The organism is Streptomyces sp. NBC_01465 (assembly GCF_036227325.1).
Lineage (GTDB): Bacteria > Actinomycetota > Actinomycetes > Streptomycetales > Streptomycetaceae > Streptomyces.
On sequence record NZ_CP109467.1, the window covers coordinates 1,058,841 to 1,076,261 of the forward strand.

Annotated in this window: 16 protein-coding genes; 7 read left to right on the forward strand and 9 right to left on the reverse strand. The window is 70.9% G+C overall.

What is annotated here, in order from left to right; all coding sequences use genetic code 11:
- Window positions 1-10 precede the first annotated feature (10 nt).
- Together OG707_RS04755 and OG707_RS04760 are read right to left on the reverse strand one after the other, a co-directional pair.
- Window positions 11-643 (reverse strand): hypothetical protein, encoded by a 633-nt coding sequence (locus OG707_RS04755; protein WP_329114656.1) that lies wholly within the window; start codon window positions 641-643, stop codon window positions 11-13.
- Window positions 640-1,596 carry a LysR family transcriptional regulator gene (locus OG707_RS04760; protein WP_329114658.1) on the reverse strand — a complete coding sequence of 319 codons (957 nt, stop codon included), beginning with the start codon at window positions 1,594-1,596 and terminating at the stop codon, window positions 640-642. The genes OG707_RS04755 and OG707_RS04760 overlap by 4 nt, the downstream gene beginning before the upstream one ends.
- A gap of 70 nt (window positions 1,597-1,666) precedes the next feature.
- Between OG707_RS04760 and OG707_RS04765 the strand changes: the two genes are divergently transcribed.
- Window positions 1,667-2,800, forward strand: a complete 1,134-nt coding sequence (locus OG707_RS04765) for a TDT family transporter (RefSeq protein ID WP_329114660.1) — start codon at window positions 1,667-1,669, stop codon at window positions 2,798-2,800.
- Here the strand turns inward: OG707_RS04765 and OG707_RS04770 are convergent.
- From OG707_RS04770 to OG707_RS04785, 4 genes are all read right to left on the reverse strand, one after another.
- Entirely contained in the window at window positions 2,770-3,399 is a 630-nt protein-coding gene (locus tag OG707_RS04770) for a helix-turn-helix domain-containing protein (RefSeq protein ID WP_329114662.1), read from the reverse strand. The genes OG707_RS04765 and OG707_RS04770 overlap by 31 nt on opposite strands.
- A gap of 47 nt (window positions 3,400-3,446) precedes the next feature.
- On the reverse strand, window positions 3,447-4,436 hold the full coding sequence (locus tag OG707_RS04775; RefSeq protein WP_329114665.1) for a hypothetical protein: 990 nt from the start codon (window positions 4,434-4,436) through the stop codon (window positions 3,447-3,449).
- A gap of 95 nt (window positions 4,437-4,531) precedes the next feature.
- Complete coding sequence (locus OG707_RS04780; protein ID WP_329114667.1) at window positions 4,532-7,144, reverse strand: ABC transporter permease/substrate binding protein; 2,613 nt, start codon at window positions 7,142-7,144, stop codon at window positions 4,532-4,534.
- Window positions 7,137-8,222 carry a quaternary amine ABC transporter ATP-binding protein gene (locus OG707_RS04785; RefSeq protein WP_329114669.1) on the reverse strand — a complete coding sequence of 362 codons (1,086 nt, stop codon included), beginning with the start codon at window positions 8,220-8,222 and terminating at the stop codon, window positions 7,137-7,139. The genes OG707_RS04780 and OG707_RS04785 overlap by 8 nt, the downstream gene beginning before the upstream one ends.
- Window positions 8,223-8,444: 222 nt before the next feature.
- On the opposite strand from OG707_RS04785, the gene OG707_RS04790 reads away from it, so the two are divergent.
- Together OG707_RS04790 and OG707_RS04795 are read left to right on the forward strand one after the other, a co-directional pair.
- Window positions 8,445-9,350: a 5'-3' exonuclease gene (locus OG707_RS04790; protein WP_329127614.1), complete on the forward strand. Its 906-nt coding sequence runs from the start codon at window positions 8,445-8,447 to the stop codon at window positions 9,348-9,350.
- A gap of 58 nt (window positions 9,351-9,408) precedes the next feature.
- Complete coding sequence (locus tag OG707_RS04795) at window positions 9,409-10,254, forward strand: siderophore-interacting protein (RefSeq protein ID WP_329114672.1); 846 nt, start codon at window positions 9,409-9,411, stop codon at window positions 10,252-10,254.
- Window positions 10,255-10,282: 28 nt separating this feature from the next.
- On the opposite strand, the gene OG707_RS04800 is transcribed toward OG707_RS04795, so the two are convergent.
- The 3 genes from OG707_RS04800 to OG707_RS04810 all read right to left on the reverse strand — a co-directional run bounded on the left by OG707_RS04800 (window position 10,283) and on the right by OG707_RS04810 (window position 12,898).
- Window positions 10,283-11,062, reverse strand: a complete 780-nt coding sequence (locus OG707_RS04800; RefSeq protein ID WP_329114674.1) for an ABC transporter permease — start codon at window positions 11,060-11,062, stop codon at window positions 10,283-10,285.
- Window positions 11,059-12,066 (reverse strand): ATP-binding cassette domain-containing protein, encoded by a 1,008-nt coding sequence (locus tag OG707_RS04805; protein ID WP_329114676.1) that lies wholly within the window; start codon window positions 12,064-12,066, stop codon window positions 11,059-11,061. Before OG707_RS04805 ends, OG707_RS04800 begins: the two co-directional genes overlap by 4 nt.
- A gap of 184 nt (window positions 12,067-12,250) precedes the next feature.
- Window positions 12,251-12,898 (reverse strand): PadR family transcriptional regulator, encoded by a 648-nt coding sequence (locus OG707_RS04810; RefSeq protein WP_329114678.1) that lies wholly within the window; start codon window positions 12,896-12,898, stop codon window positions 12,251-12,253.
- Window positions 12,899-13,090: 192 nt separating this feature from the next.
- Between OG707_RS04810 and OG707_RS04815 the strand changes: the two genes are divergently transcribed.
- Genes OG707_RS04815 through OG707_RS04830 form a run of 4 tightly spaced genes read left to right on the forward strand, consistent with a single transcriptional unit; the run spans window position 13,091 to window position 17,421 of the window.
- Window positions 13,091-13,906 carry a hypothetical protein gene (locus OG707_RS04815; RefSeq protein WP_329114681.1) on the forward strand — a complete coding sequence of 272 codons (816 nt, stop codon included), beginning with the start codon at window positions 13,091-13,093 and terminating at the stop codon, window positions 13,904-13,906.
- A complete protein-coding gene (locus OG707_RS04820; protein ID WP_329114683.1) occupies window positions 13,903-14,931 on the forward strand; it encodes an isopenicillin N synthase family dioxygenase in 1,029 nt (342 codons plus the stop codon). The genes OG707_RS04815 and OG707_RS04820 overlap by 4 nt, the downstream gene beginning before the upstream one ends.
- A 15-nt stretch (window positions 14,932-14,946) precedes the next feature.
- Complete coding sequence (locus tag OG707_RS04825; protein WP_329114684.1) at window positions 14,947-16,473, forward strand: amino acid permease; 1,527 nt, start codon at window positions 14,947-14,949, stop codon at window positions 16,471-16,473.
- A gap of 9 nt (window positions 16,474-16,482) precedes the next feature.
- Window positions 16,483-17,421 (forward strand): ADP-ribosylglycohydrolase family protein, encoded by a 939-nt coding sequence (locus OG707_RS04830; protein ID WP_329114685.1) that lies wholly within the window; start codon window positions 16,483-16,485, stop codon window positions 17,419-17,421.

A 17,421-nucleotide genomic window follows, 5' to 3' on the forward strand; every position in this document is an offset into this window, starting at 1 on the left:
AGGGGCGCGGTCAGATGCGGCCGCCGGTGAGGCGTGTGACGGGGCCTCGCGCGTGCTGTTCGCTGCGTCGGCCGGCCAGGTACGAGGCCGCGCTCAGCACCGCCGCGCCGGCGCCCGCGCCGATCACCAGCGCCTTGCGTGTGTTGAGTGCCGTCCAGGTGGTGTTGGCGGCGGCTGCGGCCTGCCCGGAGGCGGCTTCGACGGCCTGGCGGCCGGCCTGGACGCCCTTGAGGGCGGCGGAGGCCGCGGTTCCTGCCGCCTCCGCGACCTTCCCGCCGGCCTCCTTCGTGTGGCCGAGCGCCGACTCCGCGTCACCCTTGGCCGCGTCGGCGGCCTGCCGGCCGGCGTGCGCGCCCTTCAGCGCGGCCGAAGCTGCGGAGTCCGCCGCCTCTCCGACCTTCCCGGTCGCCTCCTTCACCTGGCCGAGCGCACCGTCCGCGTCCCCCTTGGCCGCGTCGGCGGCCTCCCGGCCCGCGTGCGCGCCCTTGAGCGCTGCCGAGGCCGCGGTGTCCGTGGCCTCTCCGGCCTTCCCCGCTGCCTCCCTGGACTGGGCGAGCGCCGCCTCCGCGTCGCCCTTGGCCGCCGCGGCGGTGCGGCTGGCGTCGGTTGCTGCCTGGTCGCTGGTCCTGTTGTGATCCGTCATGCGGTCCGGGTAGCCCGCGGCGGGTCCGGCAAACCGCCGGCTTCCCGGCCGGGGCGTGTCAGGACCAGCAAGTCCCTTGCCGGGCCTGCCGGTTGGGGTCCGGTGGGCCAGACGGCGCGCAGGTCGCGGCTGAGCCGGATGCCTTCTACCGGGATCTTCACCAGGCGGCGGGCCGCGAGTTCTTCCCGTACGGCCAGCTCGCTCAGTACGGAGGGGCCCGCCCCGCTGACGGCCGCGGCCTTGACCGCGGTGGTGGAGGCGAGTTCGAGGAGGGGGGCCGCGAGGCCGCCGTGTGCGGCGAGGGCGGCGTCCAGGACCTGGCGGGTGCCCGAGCCCTGTTCGCGCAGGATGAGGGCGGTGGCGGCGAGTTCGGCCGGGGTGAGCGGGGTGCGGCGGCGGGCCCAGGGGTGGGTGGGCGCGGCGACGACGATCAGGCGGTCGCGGCCGATGACCGTGCCTTCGAGGCCTTCGGGGACCGCGAGACCTTCGACGAAGCCGAGGTCCGCCTCGCCGCCCAGGAGGTGCGCGGCGACCGCGACGGAGTTCCCGGCGAGGAGCGAGACCGCAGTGCCGGGGCGCTGGGTGCGCAGCGCGATGAGCCAGCCGGGGAGCAGGTACTCGGCGATCGTCATGGAGGCGGCGACGCGCAGCCGGGAGTCGCGCCGGTCGCGGAGCGCCTGGGCGCCCGCGTCGAAGGCCTCGGCCGCCTCGACGATCCTGCGCGCCCAGTCGGTGACGAGGACGCCCGCGTCGGTGAGCCGGGAGCCGCGCGGGGAGCGCTCCACCAGGACGACGCCGAGCCGGGCCTCCATCGAGCGGATGCGGCCGCTGGCGGCGGGCTGGGTGATGCCCAGTTCCTTCGCCGCCTTGCCGAGGCTGCCGTGGCGGGCGACGGCGAGGAGCAGCTCCAGGGCGGCGAGGTCGGGGACGCGGTGGGACAGCGGACTGCTCATAAGCCGAGCTTATGCCCTCATAGGCGAGTGGTCTCTGGTGGGCCGACCGGCCCGGCGGGAGCCTGGGACCATGACCGTCCTCGCTCAGACCCGCCCCTACGCGGCCGCACCCGCCGCGCTGCGCCATCTCGGCCCCAACTGGTACGCCACGGTGATGGGTACGGCGATCGTCGCCACCGCGGGAGCAGCCCTTCCCGTGCACATCCCCGGGCTGCCGTTCGTCTGGGCGCTGTCGGCGGTCCTGCTGCTCGTGCTGCTCGCGGCACGCGCCGGCCACTGGGTCTTCCACCGGGACCAGGCCCGCGCCCATCTCGACGACCCGGCGGTCGCCCCCTTCTACGGCTGCCTCTCCATGGCGCTCACCGCGGTCGGCGGGGCCACCCTGGCCGTGGGCCATGTCTGGACGGGCACCTCGGCGGCGGTCGCCGTCGACGCGGTGCTGTGGAGCGCGGGTCTGGTCACCGGACTGGTGGCCGCCGCGGGAATCCCGTATCTGATGGTGGCGCGCCACCGCGTCGAGCCCGGCAGCGCGTCGCCGGTCTGGCTGCTGCCGGTGGTCGCCCCCATGGTGTCCGCTGCGGTCGGCCCCGGGCTGGTCCCGCATCTGCCCGCCGGGCAGTGGCAGGAGGCGATGCTCCTGGCCTGCTACGCGCTGTTCGGGGTCAGCCTGCTGGCCACGCTCGTCATGCTGCCGATGGTCTTCGGGCGGCTGATCACCTCGGGCCCACTGCCCCTGGCGCTGACTCCCACGCTCTTTCTCGTACTGGGTCCGCTCGGCCAGTCCACCACCGCCGTCAACCAGCTGGCGGACGTCGCGCAGGGCGCGATCGGGGCTCCGTACGCCGGTGCGTTCCGCGCCTTCGCCGTCGTCTACGGGGTCCCCGTGATGGGCTTCGCCCTGCTCTGGCTGGCGCTCGCGGCGGCGCTGGTGGTGCGGGCGGCCCGGCGCGGGATGCCCTTCGCCATGACCTGGTGGGCCTTCACCTTCCCGATCGGGACCTGCGTGACGGGGGCGGCGGGGCTGGCGCGGCACACCGGGCTTGCCGCGTACGAGTGGCTGGCGGTGGGTCTGTGGATCGTGCTCGCGGCCGCCTGGGCGGTCGCCGGGATCCGTACCGTACGGGGACTTGCGGACGGCCGGCTGCTGGCCGCCCCTCGGGTCGCCCGGGTCGCTCAGCGGCAGGGCGCGTCGTCCGACGACTGACGGGCCGTGGTGGGCTGGGCCGTCGCGTCGATGTGGTCGCCGACGGCGACCAGCAGGATGCGGGTGGAGGCGAGGGTGGCGCGCCAGCGGTGGCGTACTCCCCCGGACAGATAGAGCGTGTCGCCGCAGCCGAGCAGATAGACCCGGCCTTCCGCCTCGACCTCGGCGGCGCCGTCCACGACGTACATCAACTCGTCGTTGCGGTGCAGGAATTCGCGGCCCGCGTCGTGCTCGCCGGTGAACTCCAGGGCCTGCATCTGGTGCTGTCCGCGCACCAGCGTCCGCACGCCCGGCTCCGCCTCCGCCTCGCTCTCCGGGGCGTCCTGCGCCTTGACGAGGCCGACCACGCGGGCCGCGTCGGCGGCGGTCAGCAGCCGGTCCGCGGTGGTCTCCAGGGCCTCGGCCACCCGTTGGAGCGAACGGGTGCTGGGGCGGGCGCGCTCGTTCTCGATCTGGCTGAGGAAGGGCACCGAGAGGCCGCTGCGCGCGGCGACGGTGGTGAGGGTCAGGCCGAGACCGCGCCGTCGCCTTCTGACGGCTGCGCCGACCCGGAGCACGTCCTTCTGGTCCTGCTTCTGGTCGTGCTTCTCGTCCGTCATCGCGCCTCCCCTCCCGTCCGGTCGCACCACCATAGTGCGCGGCGGGCTCAGAGGGAGTGCCAGTACAAGAGCTGACCTGCTTCTCCCGCCGCCGCTCCCTCCTTCGGGATGAACACGCTGACCAGCAGGGCGGTCCTGCCGTCGGGTGCGGTGATGCGGGTCGCCGAGGGGTTGGCGAAGGCGGTGCTGCCGCCGTGGGTGTGCAGGGAGGCGAGTACGGCGCGGCCGCTGTGCGGGTCGTAGACGTACGTGCGCCAGCTCGCGAAGTCGCCCCGCCGACCCTGCCCCTCGATGAGCAGCAGGCTGCGGCCCTGGTAGACCACCGGGTCGCGGTCGCCGATGTTCCCGCCGATGCCCCAGTCGTAGAGCGCGCGGTCGAGGCGGGTGTCGCTCCCGGCGTGCCAGGTGGTGAAGTCCTTGAGGGTGGCGTGCAGTTGGTGGTCGGTGTCGCAGTTGTTTCGGTAGTGGCCGGTGAGCTCGATGGTGCTGCCGTGGACCGAGGTGATGCTGGGGGTGCCCTCGGAGCAGCGGGAGAGGGTGAGCGGCGCGTCGAAGCTGTGGTCGGCGCGTCCGGCGAGGAGTGCGCCGAGGTCGCGGTAGCCGCGTACGGCGATGTGGTTGCGCGGGTCCTTCTCCCAGGCGAGCACATAGCGGCCGTCGTCGGCGCGGGCGAGGTCCGGCTGGGAGGTGCCGGCGCCGAAGTCGTGGCGGCGCTGCCAGTGGAGCACGTCCGTTGAGGTGGCGACGGCGGCGTGGAAGCGGCCGTCGGCGAGCATCGAGTGGTAGACGGCGAGGTAGGTGCCGTCGGCGGCCTGGACGATCTGGGCCGCGTCCATCGTGCGCCCCGAGGAGTCGGTGGTGTTGTACGTGTGCCCGTCCGAGCTCCGTACGTCGTCGATCGCCGAGGCGAGACGGGTGGCGGCCGCGGCGACGGGCGTCGCGTCGGCGGACCGTATCTGCGCGAGGGCGAGCACGGCGGCGAGGGCGACCGCGGCGACGGCCACGGGCCGGCGCAGGGTGGCGGTCGACGGCTGCATCCGACCGAGCGTAGGGGCGGGCGCGGGCCGTGCGGACAGCGCGAAGGGGTGGGCTTCGCCACAGGCGACGCCCACCCCTCCTTCGTGCGGGGTGACTACTGCGGAGCCATCTTGTCCTCGTAGCCCGGGTGCGCCTTCAGCCACGCGTCGACCGCGTCGGCCTCATGGCCCTTGCCCTTCTTGTTGATCTCGTTCTCCAGGCCGGCGAGTTCGGACTCGCTCATCTTGAAGTTCTTGATCCACTGCGTGAGCTGCGGGTACTGCGAGGGGAAGTCCTTGCTCGTGATCGTGCGGATCTTGTCCCCCTCGCCGAAGGCGACCTTGGGGTCCGCGAGCTTGGTGAGCTTGTACTCGTTGTACGCCCAGTGCGGCGACCACAGGAGCACCGCGATCGGCTCCTTCTTGGCGTACGCGGCCTTCAGCTCGGTCAGCATCGCCGGCGTCGAACCGGAGACGATCTTGTACTCCTTGTCGAGGCCGTAGCCCGGCAGGACCTTGTCCTTGAGCGCGGCCATCACACCCGTACCCGGCTCAATGCCAATGATCTTTCCGTCGAACGTGCTGCCCTTGCCCTTGAGGTCGGCGAGGGTCTTCACGTTCTTGACGTAGGACGGGACGGCGACTTCGAGAGAGGTGGGGCTGTACCAGGACCCGAGGTCCTTGAGGTTCGCCTTGTTCTTCTCCCAGTACGTCTTCTGCGTCGTCGGCAGCCATGCGTCGAAGTTGATGTCGAGGTCGCCCTGCGCGAGCCCGGTGTAGACCGGGCCGACGTCGGACGGCGTCAGGTTCATCTTGTAGCCGCGGTCGGCGAGCACGCGCTTCCACAGGTTCACGACCGCGATGTTCTCGTCCCACGCGAAGTACGCGGCGTTCAGCGGCCTCTTCGACTCGTCGGAACCCGAGGACTTCTTCGGCAGCGGGGCGATCTTGTCGACGACGTCCGGGTTCTTCTTCAGCCAGGACTGCACGGCCTCCTGCTGCTTGCCCTTGCCGGCCTTGTTGATCTCCGCTTCAAGACCGGTGAGCTGCTTCTCTGTCATCTTGAAGTTCTTGAGCCACTTGCCGACGGTCGGGTTCTCCTTGGAGAAGCCCTTGCGGGACAGCGTGTGCACGCCGTCGCCCTTGCCCCAGGCGCCCTTCGGGTCCTTGAGCTTCTTCAGGTCGAAGTCGCTGTAGGCCCAGTGCGGGGACCAGAGCGTGGTGACGATCGGTTCCTTCTTCGCGTACGCGGCCTTCAGCTCGGCCAGCATCGCGGGCGTGGAGCCGTCGACGACCTTGTACTCCTTGTCGAGGCCGTACTCCCCCAGGACCTTGTCCTTCAGGATCGACATCATTCCGGCGCTCGGTTCGATGCCGGTGATCTTGCCGTCGAAGGTGGAGCTCTTGCCCTTGAGGTCCTCGAGCGAGTTGATGTCCTTCATGTACGAGGGCACCGTGAGCTCGAGCGAGGTCGGGCCGTACCAGGAACCCAGGTCCTCCAGGTCCTTGCCGTACTTCTTCCAGTACTCGGCGTGCGTCGTCGGCAGCCAGGAGTCCGTCTCGAAGTCGACATCGCCCTGCGCGAGCGAGGTGTAGAGCGGTCCTGCGTCGAGCTGGCTGGTGGTCACGTCGTAACCGCGCTGCTCCAGCACCTCCTTCCACAGGAAGGTGGAGGCGACGCCCTCGTCCCACGGGATGTAGCCGATGTTGATCTTCTTGCCCTGGCCGACGTTCTTCGCGTCCGAGGTGGTGGCCGGCGACGACGTACCGCCGAAGACGCCCATGCCACCCGCGACGAGCGCGAGAGCGACCACGCCGGCGAGCGCGGCGACGGGCTGCAGCTGGTAGTTCCAGAGCTTCACGCCCTGCGCGGCCCGCAGCTTGGCGAGCGCGCGACGGCCGAGCGGGGAGACCTGCTGGCCCAGGCCGCTGGTGATGCGGTCCAGGAAGACGGCCAGGATCACGATGGCGATGCCGCCCTCGGCGCCGAGGCCGACGTCGAGCTGGCCGATCGCCTGGTTGACGTCGGCACCGAGTCCCTCGGCGCCGACCATGCCCGTGAGGGCGGCCATGGACAGGCCCAGCATGATGACCTGGTTGACGCCCGCCATGATCGTCGGGAGTGCGAGGGGGAGCTGGACGCGCAGGAGGGTGTTGCGCGGCGAGGTGCCGAACGCCTCGGCGGCCTCGACCAGTTCCTTGTCGACCTGCCGGATGCCCAGCTCCGTCATGCGCACACCGGGGGCGAGCGCGAAGACGAGGGTGGCGACGATGCCCGCGGGCGCGCCCATCCGGAAGAACAGCAGGGCCGGGATGAGGTAGACCATCGCCGGCAGCGTCTGCATCAGGTCGAGGACCGGGCGGACGATCGAGCTGACCGTGCTGGAGCGGGCCGCCCAGATGCCGACGGGCACGGAGATCACGAGGGCGATGACCGTGGCGACGAGCACCAGGGACAGCGTCATCATCGCGTGGTCCCACAGTTCGAGGGAGATGATGAAGGAGAATCCGGCGAACGCGAGGACGCCGCCGAGCAGACCGCGCAGCCACCAGGCGATGAGCGCGAGGATGCCCGCCATGAGCAGGGACTCGGGGGCGGACAGGACGTCGTAGACGCCGTCGTACGCACCCTGGAAGATCGTCTTGAGGATATCGAACAGCCAGGACATGTGGTCCAGAAGCCAGTCGACGGTGCTGTTGACCCAGTCACCGAAGGGAATCCTAGGCACTTGCGACCGCCTTGTTCGTGGGGGCGGCGTCGCAGGCGACGGGTCCCTCGGCGTACTCCCCGAGGAAGCCGACGAGCCGCGACTGGTGCACGACTCCGACCAGCTTGTCCTTGGCGTCCTTCACGGCGACCGGATGCGGCACGCGCGCGGCCACTCCGCAGAGGTCGTTGAAGCTCGTGTCGGGGGTGACGGTCTCGCAGCTGCAGCCGCTGCCCGCGTCGGGGCGGTGCGGCTCGCTCATCATCGAGGCGGCGGTGAGGACCCGGGTGCGGTCGACGTCCTTGGTGAAGGAGGCGACGTACTCGTTGGCCGGGGTGATCAGGATGTCCTCGGCGGTGCCGTTCTGGACGATCTCACCGTCGCGCATGACCGCGATCCGGTCGCCGAGGCGCATGGCCTCGTTGAGGTCGTGGGTGATGAAGACGATCGTCTTCTTGAGCCGCTTCTGCAGCTCCAGGAGCTGGTCCTGCATGTCGCGGCGGATCAGCGGGTCGAGCGCGCTGAACGACTCGTCCATCAGGAGCAGATCGGCGTCGGTCGCCAGCGCACGGGCCAGGCCCACGCGCTGCTGCATACCGCCGGAGAGCTCGTCGGGCCAGGACTTCTCCCAGCCGGCCAGACCGGTCATCTCCAGGGCTTCCGTGGCGCGCTTCTCGCGCTCGGCGCGCGGCACGCCCTGGACCTCGAGACCGTAGGCGGCGTTCTCCAGCACGCTGCGGTGCGGGAAGAGAGCGAAGTGCTGGAAGACCATGCTGATCTTCTTGGAGCGGACGGCGCGCAGCTCGCGCGCGGAGAGCGCGGTCAGGTCCTGGCCGTCGAAGAGCACCCGCCCGTCGGTCGGCTCCAGCAGACCGTTGAGCATGCGCAGCAGTGTGGACTTGCCTGATCCGGAGAGACCCATGACGACGAATATCTGGCCCGGGTCGACGCTGAAGGAGGCGTCGATCACGGCCGCGGTCGTCCCGTCGGCGCGCAGCTCGTCCCGGTCGGTACCGCCCTTGAGCCGGGTCACAGCTTCGTCGGGTCGTCTGCCGAATACTTTGTACAAGTGTTCGGCCTGCAGCCTGGACACATACACCTCACGCGTTGAACGGAAACGACCTGACACCCCCGTGCCGACAGGTCGTGGAGCGACACGGGTTCGGCCCGCTCTCACCCGTCCGTTACTTGAAATTCGGACAGGTTTCGCTCCGAGGCCGCGCCTGCCCTCGTTTATGCACACCAAACACAGGAGTGAGCCAGCTCACCTGCCGTCACTGTCAGTGGCGTACGGCATCATCGAGTGGTGACCCGACGACTGATGCTCCTCGACACCGCCTCCCTCTACTACCGCGCGTATTTCGGGGTCCCCGATTCGGTGCGCGCACCCGACGGCACGCCGGTCAACGCCGTGCGCGGGCTGCTCGACTTCATCGCGCGCCTCGTCCAGGACCACCGTCCGGACGATCTGGTGGCGTGCATGGACGCCGACTGGCGTCCGCAGTGGCGGGTGGATCTGATCCCCTCGTACAAGGCGCACCGCGTCGCGGAGGAGACCGAGGAGGGCCCGGACACGGAGGAGACCCCGGACACGCTCGCCCCGCAGGTCCCGGTGATCGAGGACGTGCTGGACGCGATCGGCATCGCGCGCGTGGGTGTCGAGGGGTACGAGGCGGACGACGTGATCGGCACCCTGGCGGGCCTGGCGACGGGACCCGTCGACATCGTCACCGGCGACCGCGACCTCTACCAGCTGGTCGACGACGCCCGCGGTGCGCGCGTGCTCTATCCGCTCAAGGGCGTCGGGAACCTCCAGCTCACCGACGAGGCGGTGCTCCGCGAGAAGTACGGGGTGACCGGCTCCGGCTATGTGGACCTGGCGCTTCTGCGCGGCGACCCGAGCGACGGTCTGCCCGGCGTTCCCGGCATCGGCGAGAAGACCGCCGCCAAGCTGCTCGACGCCTTCGGCGATCTGGCCGGGATCATGGCCGCGGTCGACGACCCGGCGGCGAAGCTGACGCCGTCGCAGCGCAAGAAGCTGGACGAGGCCCGGCCGTACATCGCGGTCGCGCCGACGGTGGTGCGGGTCGCCTCGGACGTGCCGCTGCCGGAGTTCGATCCCGCGCTGCCGAAGGAGCCGCTGGATCCCGCGTCGCTGGACGAGCTGGCGGCGCAGTGGGGCCTGGGCGGTTCACTCCAGCGCCTGTTGACCGTGCTCGCGGAGTGAAGTGCTAGCTTAGGTAAACCTAAGCACTGTCTTATCAGGGGAATCAGGGGAGTCCGCAGTGGCAGAACAGCCCGTCCGCAAGGCGCCGCAGTCACGTGAGGCGCAGGTCCTCAGCACCGAGCGGATCACTCCGCACATGGTGCGTCTCGTGCTCGGCGGTGAGGGACTGGCCGGTTTCGACGCCACCGAGTTCACCGACCACTACATCAAGGTGCTCTTCGCCCCGGAAGGTGTGAGCTATCCGGAGCCCTTCGCGATGGACCGCATCCGCGAGGAGTTCCCGCGCGAGCAGTGGCCCGTCACCCGTACGTACACGGTGCGCGCCTGGGACGCGGTGCAGCGCGAGCTCACCGTCGACTTCGTGGTGCATGGCGACGAGGGTCTCGCGGGGCCGTGGGCCGCGCGGGTCCAGCCGGGCGCGAAGGTCAACTTCCTGGGCCCCGGGGGCGGTTACGCGCCGGACGCGGCCGCCGACTGGCACCTGCTCGTTGGTGACGAGAGCGCGCTGCCCGCGATCGCCGCGTCCCTGGAGCGGATGGAGCCGGGCGCCGTCGTGCACGCCTTCGTCGAGGTGTCGGACGCCTCGGAGGAGCAGAAGGTCGCCTCGCCCGACGGCGTGGAGATCACCTGGCTGCACCGCGGCGACGCCCCGGTGGGCGAGGCCGTCCTCGCCGCCGTGCGCGAACTGGAGTTCCCCGCGGGAAGCGTCTGCGCCTTCGTCCACGGCGAGGCGGGCTTCGTGAAGGAGCTCCGCCGCCATCTCCGCCTGGACCGCGAGGTTCCGCGCGAGAACCTCTCCATCTCGGGCTACTGGCGCCTCGGTCAGAACGACGAGGGCTGGCGCGCCATCAAGCGCGAGTGGAACGCACAGGTCGAGGCCGAGCAGGAACAGGCTTCCGCCTGACCCCGCCCGGCCTTCGCGTCTGCTCGTACTAGACGGACTTCTGGTACGAGCGGAAGGTGCGCGTCGACAGCCACACCGCGGCGACGGCCAGGGCGAGGAGCGCCCCGCCCCGGCCGAGCACCACACCCCAGTCGGGGTCGGCGGACATCGCCGAACGGCCCGCGATCATCGCCCAGTTGACCGGGTTGAAGTCCGCGATGTGCTGCATCCAGGACGGCATCTGGGACGGCGCCATGAAGGCCGAGGAGAGGAACGTCAGCGGCAGCAGCAGGAACGTGTTGATGCCGATGATGGACTCCCGCTGGCGCACCAGCATGCCCAGCGCGTTGGAGAGCGCGCCGAAGACCGTGCCGAGCATGATCGACGCGACGACGAGGATGAGCAGTCCGCCGAAGCCGCCGGGGTAGTCGGCCCCGCCGAGCAGTCCGAGCAGCACGATGACGACCGACTGCACGGCGGTGGAGATGCCGTTCTGTACGACGTTGGCGTTCATCAGCGCACTGCGGCTGACGGGAGTGGTGAGGAAGCGGTTGAGGGTGCCGCGTTCGATCTCCTCCAGGGTGCCCATGCCGGCCCACATGCTGGAGCCGAGCGCGCTCATCACGACGATGCCGGGGATCAGATAGTCCAGATAGGACGTCGTGCCGAAGCCGCCGAGCTCGACGACCTTCTTGAAGAGGTTCCCGAAGAGGAACAGCCAGATCACCGGCTGGATGAGGGAGATCACCAGGAAGACGGGCTGCCGGACGATCGCCATCAGCTGACGCTGCGTCATGTACCAGGTCTGGGTGAGGGTTTCGGTACTCATCGGGCATCTCCGGCGGGAAGGAGTTCGGACGACTGGGACTGGGCTTCGGCCTCCGAGAAGCGGCGGCCCGCGTAGCGCAGATAGACGTCGTCGAGCGAGGGCCTGGCGACGGTCGCGGCGGCGACGGCGGCGCCCGTACGCTCCAGAGCGGCCAGCAGGGCGGGGACGGCGGCGGCTCCGTCGTCGGCGCGGACACTGACCCTGCGCCCCTCGACGAGCACCTCGTGGACGCCGGGAAGCCCGGAGAGCACGGAGCTGAGGACCACGCGGTCGCCTTCCGTACGCAGCTCCAAGTGGACGGCGTCGCCGCGCAGTTCGCCCTTGAGGTCGTCGGGGGTGCCCTCGACGACGACCCTGCCGCGGTCGACGATCGCGATGCGCTCGGCGAGCCGGTCGGCCTCTTCCAGGTAGTGCGTGGTGAGCAGGATCGTCAGCCCCTCGTCACCGGCGAGGCGGGAGATCTCCTCCCACATGGCGGTGCGGGCCTCGGGGTCGAGCCCCGTCGTCGGCTCGTCGAGGAAGAGCACCTCGGGCCGGTGGACCAGTCCGAGGGCGACGTCGAGGCGGCGCAGCATCCCACCGGAGTAGCCCCTGACGATCCGCCCGCCGGCGTCGGCGAGGTCGAAGCGCTCCAGGAGTTCATCGACGCGCCGGGCCAGGGCCGCACCCTTCAGTCCGTACAGCCGCCCCTGCAGCAGGAGGTTCTCGCGCCCGGTGGCGACGGGGTCGGCGCCGGACTTCTGGGCGACGACGCCGATGGCGCGGCGGACGCGGTCGGGGTGGCGCAGGACGTCGTGTCCCGCGACGCTCGCCTCGCCGCTGTCGGGGCGGGCCAGGGTGGTGAGGATCTTGACGGTGGTGGACTTTCCGGCGCCGTTGGGGCCGAGCAGTCCGAAGACGGTGCCGGCCTCGACGGTGACGTCCATGCCGTTCAGCGCGGTGACGTCGCCGGGATAGGTCTTGATCAGTTCTCGCGCCGCGACAGCGGGCGCACGGGTGCTCATGACAGGGCTCTCCTGTGGTCAGCGGGGTTCTCGGGCATGACGGGCCGAGCCGCGTGAAGAGCGCCGGGCTATCCTGGGTGTGCCGCACCTCGATCGCCTGGCCTGCCTTCACGGCAGTTCGGTCCGGGGTTCGAGACCCTGGCGGGAGCCGCTGCAACGGCGACCGCCGGGGTCTTTTTCTTGGTTACTCTCTGGGGCTCTGCTCCTCCAAGTCCTGCCAGTCCTGGGGGACTTCACCGGTGCGGTGCCAGGCGTCCCACTCCTCCTGGCCGCCGACCGAGCCGTCGAGAAGGTCCTTGCGGAAGGCGCGGACCCACTCCGTCTCGGCCTCGATCATGTGCAGCTGGTACTCGGTCTCGAGCAGGAACAGCCGCGGGAGCTTCTCGTGGAGCGCGAGGAGCACGCCCCGGATCCCGGCGGCCTGCACCTCCAGCTTGGACAGCCGGTCCTCGAGGTGCTGGGCCACGTCGTCCGGCGGCAGCACCGGCATCAGCGAGACGGCGGTCGCGAAGAGCGGGTATTCGACGGCCGGGACGGCGAGGAGGTCGGACATCCAGTCGACCATCTCCACCCGGCCCTCTTCGGTGAGCCCGTAGAGGGTGCGCTCGGGGCGGTTGCCCTTCCGCTGCACCTCCGCGACCTCGACATAGCCGTGCTTCTCCAGGTTCTGGACGACGGTGTAGAGCGAGCCGAAGTTGATCTTGACGCTGTGTTCCTTGCCGCGCTGGCGGAGCGTCTGCGCGATCTCGTACGGATGCATGGGGCGCTCGGACAGCAGCACCAGCACGGCCAGTGCCAGTGGGTTGCCGAGCTTGCGACGCTTGCCTGCCATCACCCTCACCTCGTCTACGAATACTCGTAGCCGAACATATCGCGACCCTCCCAGACCGTCAACCCGCGATGTATCGCGTCTTTCGGCGACCGTTCACCGTGAGCACTTAGGTGCCACCCCGACACGGCCGTGTCATCCGCCAGAAACAGGCCGTCCCTAATTTCTGTCATCCGACAGGAATCAGGAGCTGCCATGTCCGACTCCCCCGTATCGCTCTCCCGGCTCCCCGGTGTCTGGCACCGCTCCCTGCTCGTCGGCGCGGACGGCGTCCGGGACACCACCACCACCGTGACCTGGGTGCAGGGGCCCGCCCGCTACGCCGATCTGCGCCAGCCCGCGGGCCACCCGGCACGCTCCGGGGCTGCTTCGCTGGCCGCGCTCGGCTTTCCGGACCTCATCGCGCTCACCCGCCAGGAGGCCTTCGCCGGCCGGCTGCGGAAGCGCGGCGACGTCTTCCACTGGGCGCGGCTCCTCGACTTCGGCCCTGTCTCGCTGCCGGACGCGGGGCGGCTCCGTCACGAGGACGGCGTACTGGTCGAGACGGGCGAGCACGTTCCGTACGTCGAGCACTGGCAGCCCGAGCGGACCGGCGGCCCGTTCGCCGCCCTGGAGCTCCTCGATCCGGCGACCGGCAGCGCGGGCCTGCTGGTCAGGGCCGGGTCCTGGTTCGGTTACGTACGCGACCGGGCCGAGCCCGTACCCGCCGACGCCCCGCTCGAAGACCTCGTCCGCGGGGCCGACGGGCTCGAACGGGCCCGGGGCCTCGTCGACTTCGAGCTCTCCCTCGGGCGGATCGCCGACGGTCGCTGGACCATCGCCCGCTCCACGCTCCCCCATCGCACCGGCGCCCGTCTCGCACCGGCCCTGGACGGCTGCTCGGGGCTGCGGGTGAGCGACACGGACCACGACGCGTCCCCGTACACCCGGACCTTCGAGATCACCGCCGCCGAGGGCCCGCTCGACGCGCTCCACTCCCCCGCCCCCGTATCGGAAGGCGCCCGCCGATGAGCTCCGCCGACTTCACCGCACTGCCCGTCGTCGACATCTCCGCGCTGCGCGAGGAGTCCGGCCCCGAACGCGCCGCCGCAGTCGCCGAGTTGGGCCGTGCGGCGCGCGATACAGGGTTCCTCTACGTCTCGGGGCACGGCGTCGACCCGGCGCTCTTCGAGCGGCTGCTGCGCGCGACGCGGGACTTCTTCGCCCGGCCCGTCGAGGAGAAGATGCGCTGCTGGATCGGCAACTCGTCCAACCACCGCGGCTACGTCCCCGAGGGCGAGGAGGTCTTCGCGGGCGGCACCCCCGACCGCAAGGAGGCCTTCGACCTCTCCCTCGAACTCCCCGACCGCGACAACCCGTTGACCGGCCCCAACCAGTGGCCCGCGACGGCCGGATTCCGCGAGGCCGTCACCGCCTGGTACGACGCCGTCTTCGCGCTCGGCCGCACCCTCTTCGGCGGCTTCGCCGAGGCCCTCGGCCTGGAACGCGACGCCTTCACCCCGTATCTCACCCGCCCCACCAGCCAGTTGAGGCTCATCCACTACCCGTACGACCCGACGGCCGAGGACCGTCCCGGCATCGGCGCCCACACCGACTACGAATGCTTCACCCTGCTGCGCCCCACCGCCCCCGGCCTGGAGGTCATGAACGGCTCCGGCCAGTGGATCGACGCACCGCCGCTCGGCGACTGCTTCGTCGTCAACACCGGGGACCTGCTGGAGCTGTGGACCAACGGCGAGTTCGCCGCCACCTCCCACCGGGTGCGCAAGGTCGCCGAGGAGCGCTACTCCTTCCCCCTCTTCTGCACCGTCGACTACGACACCCGCATCGCCCCGCTCCCCGCCTTCACCGGACCCGGCCGCCCCGCACGCGCCGGCGTCGTCGCAGGTGAACACCTCTACGCGCAGACCGTCCAGACCTTCGGCTATCTGCGCGAGCGGCTCGCCGCCGGTGAGATCGCCCTGCCCGACGGAGCCCTCGCCCTCTCCTCCTTCGGCCAGGAAGCCCGCCACACCCCCGTCGTCCCCAGCCCCTGAGAGCAGGTGCCGCACATGTCCGCCACCGCCCCCGCCGACGTCCGCCCGGATCCTCCCGTACGCACCGAACCCGACGTCTCCCTCCAGGAGTTCGGGTACCAGCAGGAGCTCCACCGCAGCCTCGGGCGGTACGCGTCCTTCGCCGCCGGGTTCTCCTTCATCTCCGTCCTGACGACCGTCTTCCAGTTCTTCGCCGTCGGCTACGCGTTCGGCGGCCCGGTCTTCTTCTGGACCTGGCCCGCGGTCCTCGCCGGCCAGCTCCTGGTCGCCGCCTGCTTCGCCGAACTCGCCGCGCGCTACCCGATCTCCGGCGCGATCTACCAGTGGTCCACGAGGCTCAGCAACCTCACCTTCGGCTGGTTCGCCGGCTGGATCATGGTCATCGGCCAGATCGTGGTCGTCGCGGCCGCCGCGCTGGCGCTGCAGATGGTGCTGCCGCCGATCTGGTCCGGCTTCCAGCTCGTCGGCGGCGACCCCGCGCCCCTCACGTCGTCGGGCGCGGCGAACGCGGCGGTGCTCGGGGCGATCCTGCTGGTACTGACGACCCTGGTGAACGTCCTCGACAACCGGATCATGTCGCTCGTCAACCGGGTCGGCGTCACCGCCGAGATCATCGGCGCCGTACTGATCACCGTTCTGCTCTTCACGCACTCCGAGCGCACCCCGGGCATCACCTTCCACACCGGCGGTACGGAAGCGGGCCTGGTCGGCGCGCTGCTCGTGGGCTCGTTCACGGCGGCGTACGTGATGATCGGCTTCGACAGCGCGGGCGAGATGAGCGAGGAGACCCGCGACCCGCGCCGTACCGCACCGCGCACCGTCCTCACCGCGCTCGGCGCGGCCGGACTCCTCGGCGGGCTGCTGGTCCTGGGCGGGCTGCTGGCGGCGCCGAGTCTCACCGACGGGCGCCTGGCGGTCGACGGCATGAGCTACGTCCTCACCAGCAGTCTGGGCGACGGCGTCGGCCGGGCGCTCCTGGTGGACGTGGTGGTGGCGATCGCGGTGGCGACGCTCGCGGTCCAGACGGCGGCCTGCCGGATGCTGTTCTCGATGGCCCGCGACGGGCGGCTGCCCTGCTCGGGACTGCTCTCCCGGGTCAACCGCCGCACCGGGATGCCGACCGCTCCGGCGCTGGTCGTGGGGATCCTCTCCGCGGTGCTCCTGCTCCTCAACTTCGCTTCCCCGGACGCGTTTCTGGCGATCGGGACCACCTGCATCGTGATGCTGTACCTGGCGTACTCGATGGTGACGGGTCCGATGCTGTACCGGCGGCTGCGGGGCGAGTACGCGGCGCGCACGGAGGGGGTGGACGAACAGGGCAAACCGCTGTTCTCGCTGGGCCGTTGGGGTGTGCCGGTCAACGCGCTGGCGCTGGTCTACGGCCTGTTCATGACGGTCAACCTGGCGTGGCCGCGGGGAACGGTCTACGACCCGGCGGGCGGGCACTGGTACTTCCGCTGGTTCGCGGTGCTGTTCGTCGGAGCCACGGTGGCGCTCGGCGCGGTCTACCGGCTGCGGCGGAGGCGCACGGCCACTGCGTAGGCTGGCGGGATGGAGCGCAGCGACCGGGTGGCCGGGGCCGTCGTCGGCTCGGCGGTGGGTGATGCGCTGGGCGCGCCCTTCGAGTTCGGGCTGCCCGGCGTCTTCGCCGAGCGGTTTCCCGACGGGGTCGGTGAGATGTGCGGGGGCGGCGGCTGGGATCCGGGCGAGGCCACGGACGACACGCAGATGGCGGTGCTCGTCGGTGAGTCGCTCCTTGAGCACGGCGGGCTCGAACTCCCCGACATCTTCCGGCGGTTCCAGCGCTGGGCCGCGTCCGAGCCCAAGGACATCGGGCTGCAGACCGAGGACGTCCTGACCAACGGCGAGGCGTGGGACTTCGCCGCAGCGCTGCACTTCCAGGTCAACGGGCGTGCCGCGGGCAACGGTTCGCTGATGCGGGCCGCCACCTCCGCCGTGTACTTCGCCCGGGCGGGCCGCGACGCCACCATGGACGCGGCCCGCCGCATCGCCGCTCTCACCCATGGCGACCGGGCCGCCTGGGAGGGCACCGCGGTCTTCCACGAGCTCGTACGGCACGCTCTGGACGGACGCGATCCGCTGGCCGCTCTGCCGGACGCCCTCGCCGCCGTGCACCCCGATCACCGGGAGCGGTGGGCGGCCGTACTGGACCCGGACTGGCATCCCGGTCTGGCGACGGAGTTCAACGGTGCCGTGTGGCCCTGCCTCGGATCCGCCCTGTGGGCGCTGCGCACGACCTCCGGCTTCGAGGCCGCGCTGGGTGCTGCGATCGACCTCGGCGGGGACACCGACACCGTCGCCGCCGTGACCGGCGGGCTCGCCGGTGCGGTGTACGGGATCGGGGCCGTGCCCGCGCGGTGGACCGCGCCGCTGCACGTACCCCTGCCCGGGTGGGGCGGGCGGACGCTGGATGCGCCCGGCCTCGTAGAACTGGCTCAGCGACTCGACGAGGCGCACTCGTACTCTTGA